Annotated in this window: 11 protein-coding genes; 8 read left to right on the forward strand and 3 right to left on the reverse strand. The window is 62.4% G+C overall.

The features are described from left to right. Positions 1-509: 509 nt before the first annotated feature. The 4 genes from ROSERS_RS05245 (at position 510) to ROSERS_RS25840 (ending at position 5,353) form a co-directional block, all read left to right on the forward strand. Entirely contained in the window at positions 510-4,307 is a 3,798-nt protein-coding gene (locus ROSERS_RS05245; RefSeq protein WP_011955778.1) for a LamG-like jellyroll fold domain-containing protein, read from the forward strand. Positions 4,308-4,438: 131 nt separating this feature from the next. Further along, positions 4,439-4,567 carry a hypothetical protein gene (locus ROSERS_RS27130; protein WP_011955779.1) on the forward strand — a complete coding sequence of 43 codons (129 nt, stop codon included), beginning with the start codon at positions 4,439-4,441 and terminating at the stop codon, positions 4,565-4,567. A 108-nt stretch (positions 4,568-4,675) separates the two neighbouring features. Then, positions 4,676-5,191, forward strand: coding sequence for a DUF3592 domain-containing protein (locus ROSERS_RS05250; protein WP_011955780.1), 516 nt, complete (start codon positions 4,676-4,678; stop codon positions 5,189-5,191). Between the two features lie 9 nt (positions 5,192-5,200). Next, the gene (locus ROSERS_RS25840) at positions 5,201-5,353 is read left to right on the forward strand and encodes a hypothetical protein (protein WP_157040976.1); all 153 of its coding nucleotides are present in this window, start codon (positions 5,201-5,203) and stop codon (positions 5,351-5,353) included. Positions 5,354-5,826: 473 nt separating this feature from the next. Here the strand turns inward: ROSERS_RS25840 and ROSERS_RS05255 are convergent, their stop codons facing one another. The 3 genes from ROSERS_RS05255 to ROSERS_RS24755 are packed head-to-tail and all read right to left on the reverse strand — an operon-like array spanning position 5,827 to position 11,092. Beyond that, positions 5,827-7,806, reverse strand: coding sequence for a CHAT domain-containing protein (locus tag ROSERS_RS05255; protein WP_011955781.1), 1,980 nt, complete (start codon positions 7,804-7,806; stop codon positions 5,827-5,829). Continuing rightward, positions 7,807-9,783, reverse strand: a complete 1,977-nt coding sequence (locus tag ROSERS_RS05260; RefSeq protein ID WP_041333083.1) for a CHAT domain-containing protein — start codon at positions 9,781-9,783, stop codon at positions 7,807-7,809. Then, the gene (locus tag ROSERS_RS24755) at positions 9,668-11,092 is read right to left on the reverse strand and encodes a CpXC domain-containing protein (protein ID WP_011955783.1); all 1,425 of its coding nucleotides are present in this window, start codon (positions 11,090-11,092) and stop codon (positions 9,668-9,670) included. The genes ROSERS_RS05260 and ROSERS_RS24755 overlap by 116 nt, the downstream gene beginning before the upstream one ends. Before the next feature lie 1,242 nt (positions 11,093-12,334). Here ROSERS_RS24755 and ROSERS_RS05265 point away from each other — a divergent pair. The 4 genes from ROSERS_RS05265 to ROSERS_RS05280 are packed head-to-tail and all read left to right on the forward strand — an operon-like array spanning position 12,335 to position 18,338. Then, the gene (locus tag ROSERS_RS05265; protein ID WP_011955784.1) at positions 12,335-12,835 is read left to right on the forward strand and encodes a DUF4365 domain-containing protein; all 501 of its coding nucleotides are present in this window, start codon (positions 12,335-12,337) and stop codon (positions 12,833-12,835) included. Then, complete coding sequence (locus tag ROSERS_RS05270) at positions 12,832-13,965, forward strand: hypothetical protein (RefSeq protein WP_011955785.1); 1,134 nt, start codon at positions 12,832-12,834, stop codon at positions 13,963-13,965. Before ROSERS_RS05265 ends, ROSERS_RS05270 begins: the two co-directional genes overlap by 4 nt. Before the next feature lie 55 nt (positions 13,966-14,020). After that, positions 14,021-16,027 carry an AAA family ATPase gene (locus tag ROSERS_RS05275; protein ID WP_011955786.1) on the forward strand — a complete coding sequence of 669 codons (2,007 nt, stop codon included), beginning with the start codon at positions 14,021-14,023 and terminating at the stop codon, positions 16,025-16,027. A 1-nt stretch (position 16,028) separates the two neighbouring features. Beyond that, a complete protein-coding gene (locus tag ROSERS_RS05280; protein WP_011955787.1) occupies positions 16,029-18,338 on the forward strand; it encodes a hypothetical protein in 2,310 nt (769 codons plus the stop codon). Positions 18,339-18,341 lie beyond the last annotated feature (3 nt).

Here is an 18,341-nt window from a genome sequence, read left to right on the forward strand (position 1 = left end):
TTCTCAACGCCCCAATCTCTTCTGCTCACAGATAGCGGGTCTTTTACAAGGGCGAGAGGTGTGTACCGCACCTGACGCCCTTTTTTCCTTGCCTCCCGTAACGCTCTCCCGCTCTCAGGGGTAGAGTTCTCAGCAGAAATGCGCGGTTTTCTGCATTCCCGTGTGTTTTTGTCCCTCGTCCCCTAATTCCTTCTCCCACGAGAGGAGAAGGGGGAGTTCGGGCGTCCTGATGCCCAAAACGAGAGAAGGCACACAGGGGTTTCCACAACATCTGCCTGTGTAAACCCTCTCGTGCGCAGACGCAGGAGACCTTCGGACATCAGGATGAGTCTACCACACCCCATCGTAATGACTCTCCGCCGGGTTCTCTGATGTAGACGTTGTGTGGACGCCTCTCCGGTAGGATGTGCGCACTCAAATCATCACGACCCAAAACCTCATCGTTGCAGATTCACGGCATGAACTGAAAGGAACGCCAGGTATCATCAAAAAAGGAAAGGAAATGAGACATGCGACGTGCTCTTGCTCGAATCGGCCTGATCCTCGGGATCGCGTTGATCGTTCTCTCATCTGTACCTCCGTCACGATCCACCATGGCAGAGTCGGCCAGTCCTACCGCAGTTACCAATACGCTGTATCTTTCAGGATCGGGTTACCTTCAAGTGCCCAACGCACCGGCCCTCAACCCCAGCGGCGGCCTCACCGTCGAGGCGTGGGTGCGCCGGATTGACACCTCAACGTCCTGCCAGACTATCGTCGGCAAGGGCTATCAGACCGGCTTCTGGCTCGGCATCTGCGGGAACAAACTGCGCTTCTACAGCAACGGATCGCTCTCTTGGTTCGACGGCGCAACGGCCTTTGTCTCGGGCGAATGGACGCACGTGGCGGCGACCTTCGACGGCACGACCCGCCGCCTCTACGTCAACGGCAACCTCGACGCCGAAAGCGTCCGCGTCAGCCCGTTGCCCGTGAACGCGCAACCGCTGCGCATCGGCGCAGATGTGGGCGATATCTTCAGCACCTACCCCTTTGTCGGCCATCTGGCCGACGTGCGCTTGTGGGGTGTGGCCCGGGGGCGCGACGAGATCCGCCGCGACATGGTGCGCCTGTTCGAGGCGCCGGAAACAGGTTTGATCGCAGCCTGGCATCTGGAAGGCACTTCGGCCGACATCTTCGGCAACCACAATGCCACTGGTGTTGGCACGTATGCTTTCAACGACCCGGCTGCGCCGTCAACGACGCACCATCCGATCAAAGTGCCACGACTGTTCGTTGCGCCGATGGTCGATGGCTGGTGCGGTTCAGGCGAGTACGGTAGCGGCGCGCTGCGGCTGCGCCTGCCGATGTGGCTGGATGGGGTGAGCTACCCGCCCAGCCCGGTGTGGGTGAACATCGGAGCCACGTCAAGCAACGTGTATGTGTGCATGGAGCGGGTGGAGGTTGGCACATCTGCCATGGTGGTCTATCTCGACCCCAACAACGGTGGCGATGCATGGGCGCAGGCGGATGACCGGGCTTTCATCGTCAGGGCTGATAGGACTAGCCAATGCAGGCAGGGAGATGGTTCGGGCGGCTACGTCAACGCATCGTCCTGCGATTATCAGGCAGTGCTTCCCTCCTCTTTCGAGTTTGAGAAAAGCGCCGAGTTTCGCTTCCCGCGTTCACTCCTGACCGGTTCGCCTGCCCTCTTCCGCCTGGCATTCGCACATCAGGGCGTCGGCGGCACGGCGGGCAGCGACCGCGTCTGGCCGCTGGGTGCGGCACAGAACTCGCCGGCCACCTGGCTCACTTTCGTCATCAACGACATCGACCTGCCCCGCAGTGACAGCGGCAACCCGACCGTGTCGGTTCGTCACTCGCCCGACGTGGTGCGGCGCGGCACAACAGTCTCCTTCACCGCTACGGCGAGTGATGACGTGGACATCCAGAGCATTGATATCATTGTGGGCGGCATAGCACGACGCACGTGCGACTTCGCCGGCACGAACGACCGCAATGGTGCGTGTACCTTCTCCATGACGTTTAGGGAGCTGGGCCGACAATACTACTCCGCCCGCGTGGTCGATCATCGTGGCCGGATCGGCTTCGCGCCGATGTCGAGTTTTCTAGTGCAGGTGGATGGCCGCGCACCGGTCATTACCATTGATCATTCCCCGCGCCGACCGGCCATTGGGGCTTCCGTCACCATCAATGCCACGGCTACTGACCCCAGCGGTGTGCGCTCCATCACCATCAATTCACCATCGGTCCGCAGATGCACCTTCGACGGCACACGCACGACCGAAACGTGCACGGTCACCGTTGCACCCGGTGGGCGGCGGATTGTCGGCTACTCGGCCAGCGCGATTGATAGCGAAGGACTATCTGCCTACACATCCGGCGTGAGCATCCTGTTCGGCAACACACCCACCGCGACACGACCCGACACTGACCAGGACGGCATTGTAGACGATCTCGAACGGCTGCTCGGCACGCGCCCCGATAACCCCGACACCGACCGCGACGCGCTGCCCGATGGCTGGGAGGTGATCGGGTTGGACTTCGGCTCCGAGTTCGTCAATTTACCGGCGCTGGGCGCCAACCCATTGCGCAAAGACATATTCGTGCAATACGACTACGAGCGCGGGGCGAAGGTCGAGCCAGAAACATGGCCCTACGTCATCGAGCTGTTCCGCCGCCACGGCATCACCCTCCACCTGACCGAGAATGAGCGGCCACGGAGCTTCGTGCCTGGCCGGGGGGCCATCGGTGCCGAGCAGGCCGCTGCGACGATTGACCCTGCCACTGGCCAATACTACTTCCCGCCCAAGCTGAGCTGGACGCATCACTACATCTACAGCCGCTACTTCCCCGGCCGCAGCGGCGCGTGGCACCACGTGACGATTGATATGCGTCAATGTCCGGAGGATGTGTTCGATCCTGACGCTCCCGGCTGCTTTGACCGGCCTATCTGGGATCAGATCTATCGAATCGTTCACGAGCTAGGGCACAACCTCGGTCTTGGTCACGGCGGACGGACGGGATCGGGTAGGCAGACGCGCATAGGTGACATCGTGTATTACGAGGGTGCCTGGAATAACACCAACATGAAGCCGAATTACATCAGCGTGATGAACTATCGCTACAACGCCAGCCATCTGTGCTACAGGGAGGACACGAACCAATGGTTCGCGGCGACGGACTTCCAAAGCGGCTCGCGGTTCGATCTGAACGAAGCCAGGCTGCAAGAGAACCGCATCTACGAGCTACCGCGCAACGTGCAGTGCGCCACGGCCGACTCCGCCTTCGTGCCCGTCTTTGAGTATAGCTGCACCGATCCGATGGGTCAAAGGTGGATCGTGCTGAGCGATGGAAGGCGCACCCTGGGTCGGCAGCGGGGCGGTCAGACTCGTGCGGACACGCCGGACAGCGACTGGCAATTCACCGACCTGCCAAGTCATGCTCCAGGCGTGGATTGGAACTGTGACGGCACTATCCAAACCGCGACGGTGAGCCATAACATCAACGGTGACGGCATCGAGGGTATGTGGGGTACAGGACCCGCGAACGAAATCCTGACCAGCCCCGACGACTGGCGCGGCCTGCCCTACGGTCCCGGCAGCGGGTGCTGGATCGTGCGCGATAGCAGCGAAGCAATCCGGCGCGTGATGCCCGATGCTTACCGCAATGCGATCGGTCGAAGCGACTGCCGTATCGCGCCAGCGGCCGGAATGAGCGCACTCAATGCTGAGGCGTCGCTTTTGCCGGAACAACCATCGGCAGCCGGTGCGCCGCTCAACGTTTATCCACCTGAACCGATCGAAGAAAACGATATATCGTTGCCGCCAATACCGAACCTGGAGCAATGCAACGGCGTGAACGACGACGGCGACGATCAGATCGACGAGGGCTGCCTGGACACCGACCGCGACGGCATCGCCGACGCGATCGACTCGTGCCCGCAGACGCCGAACCCCGACCAGGCCGACGCCAACGCGAATTACCTTGGCGACGCCTGCGAGCGGCCGACGCTGGCATCGCTGACGCTGACGCCTGCGCCAGGTAACAATGCGCTGGCGTGGAGCGGCACGGCGACCGACGTGCTGGGCTACAACGTCTATCGCCAGTGTGAAGGGGAAGATACACCAGCGCTGCTGGGTGGAGATTTTCCCACCACGACGGCGCAGAGCTATACCGACGCGACCGCTGGTGCGGCGAAGTGTCAATACATTGTGCGCGTCCTCAATCGCAATGGCGTTGAGACCGATGAGCGCATTGTAGGTAGTCTGCCGATGAAGGTATTCATACCACTGCTGCTGAAGCAGTGAGGCTATTGAATCCACCTCGATGCGCCGATGCGTGATCACACATCGGCGTCGTCAACGCAACAACCACAAGCTGGAGCGCCGAGATACAGATCGAGGTCGCCCGTCTGGGTGGATGGAACAAACTGGTGCGTATGCTGGTCGCCCATGATCCGGTCGCGGCGTGGCCGCGTGGCAGCGTGGCGCACGAGCCAGGGCGCTGGGGGTTGACAATGTTGGGTGAGGTCAGTTACCGGGTGAACCTGCCGCTGGTTGTCAGGTAAATGCATGCTCCTGGGGAAGAGGCTCTACCGCGCCTCTTCCCCTACCGGCGCCTTTCGCAGGCTTTTGTAAGCGCCAACATCCACCGCACCACCACAGGGAGGAAGACAATGAACGTGAGAGTACGCTCCACCAATCGCATCCGAGGTCTCTGGGGCGATCCAATCATGCTCGTTATCGGATTGGGCATCCTGTTCCTTGGATTGCAGTGGCGCACCTTCACCCAGAATCAGATCGCCGCGATGTTAACGTCAGAGGGCAGGGTGGTCGAAGTCATTTCGCGCACCAAAACGTCGGGTGGCGAGCGCAAGACCTACTTCTATCCGGTCGTGGAGTTTCGCACGGCTGACGGGGAGAGTGTCCGTTTCGAAGGCAGCACGGGCAGCAATCCATCGTCGTACCGTGTCGGCGATACGGTCAGGGTGCGCTACGACCCGCAAACGCCACAGTCGGCGTTGATCGATTCGTGGGAACTCTGGTTGCCGTCAGGGATCGTCATCGGGGTGGGCGGCTTTTTTGCGCTGATGGGCATCCTCGCCTTGCTCAACGCACTGGCGGTTCTGCTGAAATGGGGGGGATTGCTCGGGTTGCTCGGCATCATTCTGCTGCGGCGGAGACGCACGTGACACGTTCTTATGCTCGATCTGGATACATCTCGTATCTATTCCTGCAGCATCCTGCCTGAATTGCCAGGGTGCGCGGGCTTCCAGCCCGCATCCGGCGCAACCGGCGGGCTGCTCAACCAGGAGGAGGCGATGGACGCCACTCCGGCCCGCATGATGATGTAGTTTGCTTCATTCCCGCGCCTTTTGCCCCTCATCCCCCCTGCCCCCTTCTCCCACAAGGGGTTTATGGGCGGACAGAACGTTTGAGCAAAGATGCGTTTTCTGGCGTTGCAATGGGCAATCCGCCCTCACCCCCGACCCCTCTCCTGCACTGCGGGAGAGGGGCGAATCTGAGGCAAGTCTACCGCGTTATGATGCTGTCCGAGGTTTGTATCGCACATATTTTCTGTCCGCCCTTGAACCACAAGGGGAGAAGGGGGAGTTCGGACGTCCTGATGCCTGAAACGGAGAATGGCAGGCAGGGGCTTCCCCAAAAACCTCCCCCTGTAAGCCTGCGTGCGTCTGATGCAAAGCCCGCCTGCGCGGAACGTGAACTCCAACGGTGATCCTCTCGACGAGCAGCTATCGGCTATCGGTTATCGGCTATCGGTTATCGGCTACGATAGGGCGACGGCGCGCTGTAGTGCACCCTGCTTCTACGCCTGCAACGGTTGCACTTCGACCCGCGCATTCGGGTGGGCGAACAGGCTGTAGGCGAGCCAGGTCGGATCGTCGGGCTGACGGATGGCGTTGCGCGCCTGCCACATTGCCTCAGCGACGGTGGCAGGGCGATCAGGGTTGAGCAGCGCGGTGTAGAAGACTTCGCTAAAGCGGAAAGCAAACTCGTCGTTGACCGACCAGAGCGGCGCGATCATCATGCCCGCACCGGAGCCGACAAACTGCGTGACCCAGCCGGCAGCGCCGCTGAGCGAAGGTTGCTCACGACCGACGTGACAGGCGTTCAGGATGATCGCCGGGCGGTGGTTGCGTAGCGCGCTCCGGATGCGCAGACCAGTGATCGCGCTGCTCGCCAGCCACTGGTTGTCATCCAGGCCGATTGCGCTGCTGTGCAACGCCGATTGAGCGAAGAAGTCGCCGTGGGTGATGACGTGCAGCCAGTCGAAGCCACCCGTTTCGAGCAAAGCGATGACCTCTGCCTCGGTTGCCCGCTGCGGGCTGCGGTCGGTCAGGCAATAGCGGGCAATCAGGTCGCGCAGCAGTTTGTGTTCTTCAGGGACAGCCTTCAGTTCCGGGTAGCAGGTAGGCACGACTGCGGCCAGGGTGCGCAGCCGCAGTCGCGGTAGGGGAACCACGCTCTCAGGGCTGTCGGGGCGCTTGAGCAGCCAGCGGGCGAAGTGGAAGGTCTGGCACCAGAAGTCCTCTTCCCAGCAATCCGGCCCATCGCTGTACGGACGCACCAGCTCCCAGGGGATGTCCGGCTCGTTCGATTGCACCAGCAGGCTCCAGCGTTGCCCGGCTGCGATGGCGCTCTGCCACTGGTGGCGCTCGCGGGCATAGTATAGTTTGAGTTCGGGTGGGATCAGGTCATCCCACAGTTTGTAGCCCAGATTGCGGATGCGCCGCTCGACCTGTTCGGCAGTCAGGAGCGACGAACCACGCCGTCGGTTAGCGCTGTCGGTACCGCGTTGCAGCAGGTGTAACTCGTCAAAGAGCGCATTGAGCAGCGCGTCGGGGGGATGGCGCAGCGTCTGTTCGGCGTAGCAGAGCGTAACGTTGTCACGGTGCAGCGTGAACTGCATCCGCCCGGCAGGGTCGCGAAAGACGACGAGGGTGAGGTCTGGCGGTGTTACGTCAGCCATGCGCGGACTGACGGGCGTTTTCGGTATTAATGCTGGCGCAAAGACCGGCTCTACCTCTAGCACCTCAATGGGCGCCACGACCGTGGCGATGAGATTGCCGCGCTGCCAGAACTGGATGGCGATCTCGTGGGGACCGGTTTCGCGCGCCTTGAGGTGAAACACGACCGGGGCGCTATCGTCATCCCGCTCGACAATGATTGTTTGTTCGAGCGGACTCAGCGGTTCAAAGCCGGGCGCATCGATCCGTACTTTGACCTTGCCCTCGAAGACCTCGATAGCCTCGCACGCGACGCTCTCCGGCTGGGGCTGCATCGTCAGCGCAACGGTGACGGTGACCCGGCTGTTCACCTGCGCCCGTCGCGGGCAGGAGATGTCGGTGTGGCGGGTAAAGCGCGGCTCGTAGAAGTGTTGATGCACTGTGGCCTGCGCGCCCTGACCGATGGCAATGCCGGTGCCGGTGATGTTGCCAGTGGTAATGCTCTCGCCGTGGATTGACGCTTCACGTGTCCGAATCTCTTGCCAGGCTGCCGAGAGTTCAGCGTCAGATGGCATGCCGCGCGTGCTGAAGCGGTTATGTGCCTCGCCAGCGCGCATGGCTTTGCGCATCGTAATCAGCTTCTGGTAGAGATCGGGATCGGTATCGAGCAGCAGGTCGGTAATGCGCATAGCGATTTCTGCGCGAGTGTCTTCATCGGCGCTCTGTTGAAACTGATCGACCAGTTGGCGCAGCTCCGGCAGTAATGCGGGCCAGCGCGCACTGGATGAACATTCGTCCCAAATAGCTGCCAGCGCGGCTATAGTCTCTTCACCGGCCATTTATGCAGCTCCTTCCATTGCACCGTTGAACGTAAAGGCGGCCCAACATATTGGGTTGGCGTATGGACGGTTGTTCGGATGATCGAGCATATATTCCTCAGCCAGGGCGCGCCCCACTTCGATCAGAGCAGACGGCATCCGCACACCTGAAACCTGCACCGATGCCGAGTTATGCTGCCGCACCGCTTTGAGCTGGCGATGCCGCTGAAAATAGTCAAACATCTCTTTGTAGGTCAGATCGCGCAGCCACTGTTGCGCCAGGCGCAATGCCCGCACCGGCGGTTGCGGCGCCAGCCCTGCCGCGTCATCGCCGTGCAGGTGCAGTTCGTAGAAGCGGTGCATCAGCAGCGCCGTGCTGAGGTCGTTGACACTCCAGAGCGTGCCGACGACGGCGGGCACACCGGCTTGCAGAAAGCCGCCCGGCAGACCGATGCTCTCGTCGGGCAGGCGCCCGAAGTCGGTGATCGCAGTCTGGCAGGCCGAGAGCGCCACCAGACGTAGATTACTCAGTGCTGTGGTGTCGCCTGCCACCAGGTCGCGCAGCGTAATACGATCACCTGCCGCCAGGTGCAAGGCCGAATCGAGTGGATCGTCGGCGAAACTGCCATGGCAGGAAAAGTGACCAATGGTGCTCTCACCGAGAGCGGACCAGATTGCGCTACGAGTCGCAGCCTGCTCATAGAACGTTGTCGTCGCCGCCGGTGGCAGCAGATCGCAGATACTGTGCAACTCTGCACTGGCATAACGCAGATCGCCGGTAGGATTCCCAACACCAGCCAGCCGCACCCCCTTTGCTGCCCGCCGCTGCTGTTCGCGTTGCGCAATTGCCAGCACCCGCGCCGACGGCGCATAAGCGACATCAAACTCATCGAGCAGGCTGCGGGAGGAGCCATCAATTCGGTAGGTTGCCGCATGCAGCGGCAACAGGCTGAGCAGACCGGTGGGGACGAGCGTCACGCCGGTAGCATTCAAGGCGCGGAGCCGTTGTGCCAGCGGCGCGATCAGCCGCTCGCCAAGGATCGGCAGCGCCATTGCCAGCGCCGTTTCCAGCATCTTACCACCGAGCAACTGACCCGGCAGATACCCACCTACCACTTCATCGCCTGTGCGCACGAGCAGGAGGTTTTTCAGATCGTTCTCCGTAAATTCGTCGAGCAGCAGCGCTTCAGGTTCTGCATTGCCATCGGGAACGATCAGCGCCAGACTGCCCTGGGGAGTGGTGATCAGGTAGACCAGTGGCACGCCGGGTTGGGCGGCTGCCGCGATCTCAGCGTAGGTGGGAGGCCGGAGGAACGCTTCATAGCCGGGAATGGCGCGAATGGCTTCAATGGCGGCATCCAGATCGGCGCGGGCAGCGCGGATGCGGTTCGCCAGTTCGGTGAACGACGGTTGCGCTTCGTCCTGGCGATCAGTCGTGGCGCGGTCGGTGCGCTCCAGACTGCGCACGACCTCCGCTGCCGCACGGTAGCGTTCGTAGATGTCCGGGTATTGGCGTTCGATGATGGAGAGATCGCTGCGATCACGGGCCAGCGTCTCGCCGAGACCGCGGGCACGGCCAAGCTCTGCGACCTCAACGGCGCGGCGCAGCGCGCTGGGACGGGCAGCACGGACAAGGGCGTAGGCGGCAGAGGTGTGCAAGCCACGAGCGGCACTCAGCCACAATTCCTGCTCGCTGCGGCGCAATTGGGCGCGGTGCAACTGTTCAATCGTCTCCAGTCCAAACCCGAAGGCATACGCTGCTTCTTTCCAATAATGACGCTCGCCGGCCCACCGTCCCCATGACTGGGAAGCGGCTAATGCACTTTCGGGCGCAAGCAGTTGGCCTTGTTTGCAGGCGAGTGCATACGACCGTCGGGCTTGCTTAAGCTCCTCCAGCCGCCCGCTGCGGGCATAGCGGTCGCGCAGCCCGGTCCCCAGGTTGTTCAGCCGAGCGGGGCGGTCGGGGGAGTCGGGCGGGGGAGTCGGGCGGGGTGGCATCCAGCGCCTGCTGCCAGGCGGCAATGGCCGCATCCAGGTCCTCCAGCCGCCCGCTGCGGGCATAGCGGGCGCGCAGCCCGGTCCCCAGGTTGTTCAGCCGAGCGGGGCGGTCGGGGGAGTCGGGCGGGGTGAGCTCGACCGCCCGTTGCCACAACTCGATAGCGCGATTTAAATCGGCAATGTGACCCACTGACCAATAACGCTGCAAGAAGATAACGCCTGCATCATTCATAGCTGCCAGTTGAAAGCGTTCCTGGCTACGCGCAAAAGCGGGATCATCGAGCACCCGCTGCCAGGCCGCAGCCGCGGCATCCAACGCGGCACGGTCGCCTGTGCGCCGGTAGCGCTGCTCGGCTTCCTTGGCTTGCTGCAGATCATTACGGAATCGGGACGGGACATCCACGCCGCTGCCTATGTCCATCGCCTGCGCCGCAGCCTCGATCGCCTGCGCCGGCGTCAGCCCGGCCGCCTCAGCCTGCGCCAGCGTCTCGGGCGGTAGCATCTTCGCGGCGAAGGCGCGTGGGATGCCGACCTCGCGGCAACGCCGCAGCAGAGACAGGTGTTCCTCGAAGAAGGCGACGGCGCGGGAGTTGCCCACCGTGCGGGCAGCGGCAATGCGCTGCTCGAGCAGCGCCAGCGCCTCGTCGCTCAGCAGTTCGGGGTGGGCCTGCACTTGCCGGTAACTGTCGATCCAGGTGCGGGCGTTGAGGAAGGCGTCTAAAGCCTGGATCAACGCAGGCGCGTCGGTCGTCGCGGCGCTCGCTGGCGCTTCATCCGGCGTCTGGTCGGCTGCCAGCAATGCTGCCATTGCCTGCTGCGCTTCTGCCTCGAGCCGGGCGAACGCCTCCGGGTCGCGCCGGCGCAGTTCGGCGAGCGCCTGCTGCATCTGGACGGCCAGCTCCTGCAACGCTGCTGCCGGATCGTCGGCCAGCGCCAGCGGCAGTATCTGGCGCGGCACGACTGTCAGTCCCTGGCCAAGCCAGGCGTCGTTCCACGCTGCGCCCAGGCGCTGGCGCAGGATGCCGATCAATTCTGCGGCATGTTGTTGATCTTGCTCTGTGCTTGTTTGCTGCGCAGGTGCGAAGAGGATGGGCGGCTCGGCGGTGGGGCGGAAGATCAGCAGCGGGGCGTCGAGGGTGCGGGTCTGGCCACACTGCGGGCATGTCGCAGTATGCAGAGTGCCGTTACGGATCTGTTCAACCAGGTCGGGGCGTTCGTCAGGGGCGACGATCAGCCAGATGTCGGCGGTGTGTGATGTGCCGCATGCGGGGCAGGTGAGCGTGATCAGTTCGGCATGCGAGATGGGCATAGGTGCAGAGCCTTTCCAGCACGGTAAGACGACGACGTGCAACGATATGATTCACTGCCGGTTGTGCGATAACGGGTGCAAGGCAGGCGCCTTGGGTTGCATTGATGTGCCCATGATTCTATAACGATACATTATGCACATTGTAGCATGGGTTTCTGAATAGAACGCGGATGGGCGCGGAGGTTGCCTGATGAATAGCCCACGGATGTGCACGGGTGCGACGGATCGGCACGGATTACAGCATTTCTCAGATACATTGACATCGTTCATATCTGCCGTGTCGCACGAGACGCCCGCTTCCGGCGGAGAGTAGACTGTTTAATAATCCGCTACAGCCCGCGCAGGCGGGCGTCGCCTCGCAGAGCCGAGGGCTTATGGTCTTTGAATAAATAATCCGGTATAGCCCGCGCCGGCGGGCTTTGCCCTGGTTAGCCGAGGGCTTATGGTCTTTGAATAAATAATTCGGTATAGCCCGCGCCGGCGGGCTTCGCCTTGGCTAGCCGAGGGCTTATGGTCTTTGAAGAAATAATCCGGTATAGCCCGCGCAGGCGGGCTTTGCCCTGGATAGCCGAGGGCTTCAGCCCCACGGCTAGCGCAGTATAGCGGATTTAATTTTCAATCTCCATGAGCCCCACGGCGTGCCGTCGCCCTGAAGGGCTCGACGAGCAGGGCAAAGGCCGCTGACGCGGCCTGCTGGCAAGCCCGCGCAGGCGGGCTTCCCGCCTGCCAGCCGCGACTTCAGTCGCCAGGCGGCGAGCGAAAACACCCTGTCGCACAAGGTTCGTCGTTCCGACACCGAAACAGTCATGCGACCCGGTGTGCTCAGAGCCTATCCGAAAAACTGTAACCTTTTCGCCTGTGGCGTGATCGCCGTGCGTGCCGCCGGGTTATTCGGATAGGCTCTAAGTACTCAATCTCCATCAGCCCGCAGTCTCCGCATGCGGGCGGGGACGCCCGCGCACCCAGGATGCACGGGGTTCACTCATCCTGCCCATCGCGATACATGCTCAATCTTCATCAGCCGCACGACATTTCGGTCTCCTTTCCACCACCCAGGGTAGTTCGTCATCACCGCGTGACCGATCAGCAACGGACGGCATGCGCAGGCGTGTCGTAGCACGCACAGGCGGCGGTTTCTGTATGATCCATGCGGGCATGCTGGTGAATGGTATAATAGAAAAAATGTTCCATTTTTGTGGAATGTTGCATTCCATGGTGACAGCCGCCTGATGAGTGATTATAATGGACCTGTCACGACAGAAAGAGCAGTTCAGCATCGCCTGGGTGCGCGCTGTTGTCAGCGTCGCCGGGTATGCTGTCTACCAGCCGGAAGTCGATGACGACAGCGTTGACCTGGGGATCGCAGTGCGCGGCGGCAGGGGAACGGTGCGTTCGCCGCGGCTGGAGGTGCAACTCAAATGCACCGCTGAGCCGATATGGCAGTCCGATCCGATGCGGTTTACCCTCAAAAAGAAGAACTATGACGATCTGCGCGGCGATGATCTGCTGGTTCCACGCATGCTGATCGTTGTTTGCGTACCTGAAGATGTCGATCGGTGGATCGATCAGAACGAGGAGCGCATGATACTCCAGCGGTGCGGATACTTTCTGTCACTGCGCACCTTTCCCGCCCGAAGCGACGGCAAGGCTTCGGTGACGGTGCCGATACCCCGTCGTCAGCAGTTCACCGTCGCGGCGCTGAGAGATATCATGTGTGAGATTGGACAGGGTCGACGACCATGACGTCAACTATTCGCAACAGCGCGGTATTACGCGCTGTTCGTCCTCAGGATGTGGCGGTTTATCTGCAGGCGCGACGCTGGCGTGAGCAGGAACGTCGTGAAGGTGAGTATGCCATCTGGCAGCGCACCGCCGATGATGAGCCGGTTGAGATTCTCCTCCCGCTGAATACGGCATACCGCGATTATGCTGCGCGTATCGCCGGGGTGTTGCAGACGCTGGAAGCGGTCGAGCAGCGGTCGCAACTCGACATTCTTGCCGACATTCAGACGGTTGGCTGTGATGCGATCCATATGTCGGCGGAGGGGGAGGCGCTGGCAGGCGGCGCCATTTCGCTGCACGGCGGGACGCTGTTTATCGCCGGTGTGCAGAATCTTATGCTGGCGGCGGCGTGCAGCGCTGTGCAGCCGCGTCCGGTCTTCTATGATCCTGTGCCAGAAGCGGCGATGGCGTATGTGCAGCAGGTGCGGATCAGCATGGGGCGCGGCAGTTTTATGGTTTCCATCAAGGCGCCCGTTGATCTGGAAGCGACACAGACGCATATTGGGAAGCGAAAGACGTCGTTCGCCCGTCGGACAACGCTGATCCTCATGCAGTCGCTGAGTGTCGTTCGTGACGCTCTTGATCGCTCCGAGTCCGGTCATGCCATCGAGACCCTGCTGGAGGTGGCGCCTGGCGGCATCAGCGCCAATCTGTGCGATGCGCTCGTCGATCTGTACAGGGGGAGCCAGGCGGATCAGATTCGCTTCAGCGTTACCTGGTCGCCGTTGCGACGCGTCCCGCATGATGCTGTGTCGGATGTGACGATCCCGGCGGGCGTTGTTCCGCTCTTGCAGGAAGCGAGCCGCATCCTGCGTGAGACGACGCCGCGTGAAGGTTTTATCTTGCAAGGGTTCGTCGTTGATCTGGAACCAGAGTCGGATCATCGGCAGGGACGGGCGATCATCGAAGGACTCATCGATGGTGATTTGCACAAGGTGGAATGCGATCTCGCAGGAATGCATTACCTCCGCGCCCGTCGCGCCTTTGATCGGCGTCAGGTTATCCGCTGCACCGGCGATCTGGTGCAATCCGGTGAGCGATATATTCTGCGCAATCCTCGCAATGTGACCCTCCTCGACGAAGAGTCTTGAGCAGGGTGGGGCGCTCCCCACCCGCTCGTTCTGTGCTGGTTGCAACAGGTTAACGATGAACGATCATCTGCTCCCCCACTCCCTTGGCAGTGCGCTGAAGCCCTACGTGAAACTGGCGGCGCTGCTTGAAGGGGTCGTTGCGACGCCCGAACAGATTGCGGATCGTCTGATGCGGGTGAGTCCGCCGCTCACGCCTCACCTTGCCGCGCCGCCCGATCCGCAGGCGCTGGTGCGTGATCTGCTCCATCTACGCCTGATCGAACCGCTGGAAAACGGGATGTACCGCTGCTGGGGACATCTCGCAGGGGCGATTGAGGTGCAGGCGCTGCGCTATGTGGCGCTGACGCTGCTCGTGCCGCTGCCCGATGGCACGTATGACCTGCCGGTGCTGCGCGCGCCGTTCGACGGTCTGCCGCATCCGCCGGATGCCTGGCCCCACCACGAAACGCTGCTGCCCTGGTACGCTGAAGCCGGTCTGGTCAGGCAACGCCACGATGGGTTGTGGGAATCGCTCTCCGATGCGTTGCAACCGCAACCTGCCGATACTGCCTGCATCCGCGTGCTCAACGCCTTTCTCGAACAGGTCTGCCAGGCGCGCGCCTGGCAGACTGCGGCGCAACCGGTCGATGACGCGCTGCCGCCGCTCGATCCGGCGTTGCTGAATGAGCGTATCGCCGAGATCCAGCGCGAATTGCTCATCGAACGCGATGTTATTCTGCGTATCTATCGGGCGCTGATCGCCGGGCAGCACGTCGTTCTCAGCGGTCCGCCCGGCGCCGGCAAAACGCATCTGGCGACCCTGTTGCCGCGGGTGCTCTGGCGCGATGCCGAACCGACAATGGTCATGCTGCCGGTGACCGATCCGCGTCTGCCGCCCGATGCGCCGCCGCAACCGACGCCGGTGTATCGTCAGGGGTACTTCGCCGACCTGACGACGGCCACCGAAGATTGGGGAGTGCGGCATGTGATCGGCGGGATTGCGCCGCAGATCGTGCGTGATCAGGGGCGCACGTCGCTGGTGTATCAGGTGCGTTACGGTTGCCTGACGCGCGCGGTGCTGGCGAATTATGGCAGTGACGGCGCCACGCTTCCGAAGGAGTTTCGGCGCTGTGAGGTGCGCCACAATGGTGTGCGCTATCGTGGACAATGGCTGGTCATCGATGAGTTGACCCGCGCACCGATCGATGCGGCATTCGGCGGGTTGCTGACGACGCTTGGCGGTCAACGCGCGCCACTTGCCGTTCCCGCCGACGATGGCGAGGCGCAGGTTCCGTTGCCGCGCGATTTCCGCATAATTGCCACGCTCAACAGTTTCGACCGCCATTTTCTCCATCAGATCAGCGAAGCCATGAAACGGCGCTTCGTGTTTATCGATATTTTGCCGCCAACCGGCGCACTTGCGGCTACCGAGCCAGCAGTGGCGCTGCGGAATGCGCTGCGGCGTCTGCATGAACTGCGGGTTGTGGAACGTGTTGCGACTGATGGCGGCAATCTGGCGTGGGAAGGGTTCGTCACAATCACTGCGGAAGACGATGCGGGCGATGCTGTGCCGCGCTACCGGGTGACCTGGCATCATGCCGATGGCGAACGGGCGTTCGATCATTTCTGGCGCATCTTCCGCGCGATCCGCGTCTACCGGCGTCTCGGCGTCGCGCAGGCGGAGGCGGTCTGCACCGCGCTGATCAGCGGCGTGGTAGTTGGAATGGCGTGGGATGCTGCGCTCGATGCGGCGCTGGCGGATACGCTGGCGGATCAACTGCAGGTGTTGACCCGTGATGAACAGGCGGTGCTGCTGGCATACCTCGATCACGCCGGTGATGCGGAGCGTTTCACCGAACAGGTGCGCGCTATCCTGAGCGAGTTGCCGGTCGCGCGGCAAAGGAGTCATCTGGCGTTGCTGAGCGATGCCGATCCAGCGCAGAATCTCACCGATCTCGATCTTCAGCTGATCGACGCAGCGTTGCTCCAACGCATGTTTGCGCTCGACTCGTCGCTGCTCATCGATGGGCGCAGTCTGTTCGCCCAACGGTTGCGCACGTTTGTTGCAGAACGCGGGTTGTGACATGGAAGCAGCGACACGTTCTCCGCTCGAACGTGAAGCCTTCAGCGCGATGCAGGCGCGTCTGGTGGCGCTGCTGCTGCGCTACGATGAAGCGGGCTTTCGTCGGCGCGTGAGCGCCAGGCGCGACTACGCGGCTGAACGCGATGAACACCTGCTTAAGCCCTACCGCGTGCTCGGCGCGTTGTTTGCGCTGCGCGATGACCTGTTCGATGATATTGTGCCGCGCATTGTGCGCCGCCTCAGTTTTACCGCGCCACACCGCCTGGTGGTCGAAGAACCTCCCGCACGCGGTCGGGTTCACTGGGAACGCACACTCGACGCCGTGTGGGATGAGCGACCGGGGGAGCCGCCGCTGCTGCTGTATGCGCGCCAGCGCTGGCGCGACTTCGCCACGCCGGAGAATCTGCTGACGGTTGCGACGTTGCTGGAGTATCGCGCTGCCGCGCAGGACCTGTTGTGGGAAGAAGCGCGCGTCTCGCGGTCGGCGGCGCTGCGCCACCCGCTCCACGAACTGGTGGAGCGCTGTGAGCGCGAACTTGCGTTTCCGCAGTTTGCAGGCATTCGCGCCAGAGCACAGCGCATTGTCGAAGGCGACGAAGGCGGAGTCGCCGAACTCGAACGTCGGGTGCGCGAATGGTTGATACCTGGTTCCAACAGCGCCTATCAGGACCTGCTGACCTGGCGTGCGCGTCTTGCATCGCTGCGTCTGCTGCGGCGCGACGAGCTGGCGCGCGATGAAACGCTCGGCGCTGACCCGGCGCGCGACAATTATCTCTACCAGGTCTGGATCTTTTACGAACTCGCCGATCTGCTCGCCGCGCCGGACATCGCCCGTCTCGACAGTCTCGATCCGACGCCGGGACAGATGATGTTGCGCTTCCGCTGGGGGGAAGGGAATGATGTGCGCCGTTACGAACTGCGCCACGATCAGAGCGTTCCCTGTGCACCCGACGGATGGGAGGCGGAACCGCGCCAGCGCTCCGCCGTTCCCGGCGTGCGCCCCGATTTCTACCTGTGGCGGATCGATCCGCCGTCGGAGCGGGTCGAGCACAATGGCGCGTTGATCTGGCGCGAACCGGGCATGGTGTGGGACGCCAAGTACTACCGGGAGCGCGAAAGTCCCAACGCCCCATCATTGCCGGTCAAACGCATGGTTGCCGACCTGGCGCTCCTGGGTGAGGCGTGGGGCGCGCTGTTGTTCGCCTTTCTCGTGGATGGGGGTGAGGCGTCCGGGTATCGGCTTCGTCCGGTTGATTGGAATCAGCGAACCGCTCCTGATCAGGAGATTGTGGTGCAACCGCTGCGTCCGGCGCTCGATCCGCGCCACGTGCGCGCGACCCTGACCGCCCTGATCGACGCTGCGCATGCGCGGTTGCGAACGCCCCGCACCCCGCGCTGTTCTGGCGTCTTTCTCGATACCTTGAGCCTGGAGGAACGCGGCGCACTGCCAGGACGCGACGGCGCCGTCCTGGCAGCCGACGATCTGCTCATCTGCCCAAAGCCGCACATCGGCGCCTGGCGCATCGATCTGGTCAGTCGCGCTGCGCACTGTTGCCGCGACGCGCGTTTCTGTCACATTATTAGTCAACCGGGAGCGACGCCGCCGGTGCGTCCGCCACGAACCGCCGTCGAGTTGCTCGCCGAAATGGAACGCCTGTTCCTGACCGGCGATGTCGGCGATCTGTCAGAAGAGACGGTCGTTCAGGTGAGTGAGCGGATCGAGTCGCTCACCCGTCGCTTTGCACAGTTCACCGGCGCATTGAACCATCTGGGACGGTATGAAGCGCAGTTGGGAGACATGGGACTGGATCGCACGCTGCACCTGCTTGCGCCGTCGGAGCGCGAATCGCTGGCATTGGCGATCTACCTGCGCGATCAACTCGACGAGGTGCAGGCTGGCGACTATTCGGCGCCGGTGATCCACATTGCGCGCGTCTTCGAGCGCGAACTGCAACGGCGTCTCATGGCGATCCCCGACATTCCGCCAGACGCCTTTCCCCACGGCAAACCGACGCTTGGATCGCTCGGCGGCGTCCGGCGCAAACATCCGCTTGCCTGGCAGGTGATCGAGGCGCACCTCCGGCGTATCTGGAACGGTGTTGTGGATGACGCCGACCCGAACGTTGTTGTGACGGTCGATCAGTTTATTGACGAGATCGAACACCTGAGCCGGGCGCGCAACCAGGCAGCGCACACCACCCCTATTCCGCGCGAACGCTTCCGCAATATCCTGCGCACACTGTGCAGCGCCGGTCCACTGCGCGTCGGGGCGCTCAATGTCTTGTTGATCGCATGGAGGGTCGAAGGTTGAAGG

The organism is Roseiflexus sp. RS-1 (assembly GCF_000016665.1).
GTDB lineage: Bacteria > Chloroflexota > Chloroflexia > Chloroflexales > Roseiflexaceae > Roseiflexus.

Excerpts from the sequence above, each read along its gene's own strand:
- ROSERS_RS27130 (WP_011955779.1), top strand. The coding sequence starts at position 4,439 with ATGCTGGTCGCCCATGATCCGGTCGCGGCGTGGCCGCGTGGCAGCGTG.
- ROSERS_RS05275 (WP_011955786.1), top strand. The coding sequence starts at position 14,021 with ATGAACGATCATCTGCTCCCCCACTCCCTTGGCAGTGCGCTGAAGCCC.
- ROSERS_RS05255 (WP_011955781.1), bottom strand. The coding sequence starts at position 7,806 with ATGGCCGGTGAAGAGACTATAGCCGCGCTGGCAGCTATTTGGGACGAA.
- ROSERS_RS05260 (WP_041333083.1), bottom strand. The coding sequence starts at position 9,783 with ATGCCACCCCGCCCGACTCCCCCGCCCGACTCCCCCGACCGCCCCGCT.
- ROSERS_RS05250 (WP_011955780.1), top strand. The coding sequence starts at position 4,676 with ATGAACGTGAGAGTACGCTCCACCAATCGCATCCGAGGTCTCTGGGGC.
- ROSERS_RS05280 (WP_011955787.1), top strand. The coding sequence starts at position 16,029 with ATGGAAGCAGCGACACGTTCTCCGCTCGAACGTGAAGCCTTCAGCGCG.
- ROSERS_RS24755 (WP_011955783.1), bottom strand. The coding sequence starts at position 11,092 with ATGCCCATCTCGCATGCCGAACTGATCACGCTCACCTGCCCCGCATGC.
- ROSERS_RS25840 (WP_157040976.1), top strand. The coding sequence starts at position 5,201 with ATGCTCGATCTGGATACATCTCGTATCTATTCCTGCAGCATCCTGCCT.
- ROSERS_RS05265 (WP_011955784.1), top strand. The coding sequence starts at position 12,335 with ATGGACCTGTCACGACAGAAAGAGCAGTTCAGCATCGCCTGGGTGCGC.
- ROSERS_RS05270 (WP_011955785.1), top strand. The coding sequence starts at position 12,832 with ATGACGTCAACTATTCGCAACAGCGCGGTATTACGCGCTGTTCGTCCT.
- ROSERS_RS05245 (WP_011955778.1), top strand. The coding sequence starts at position 510 with ATGCGACGTGCTCTTGCTCGAATCGGCCTGATCCTCGGGATCGCGTTG.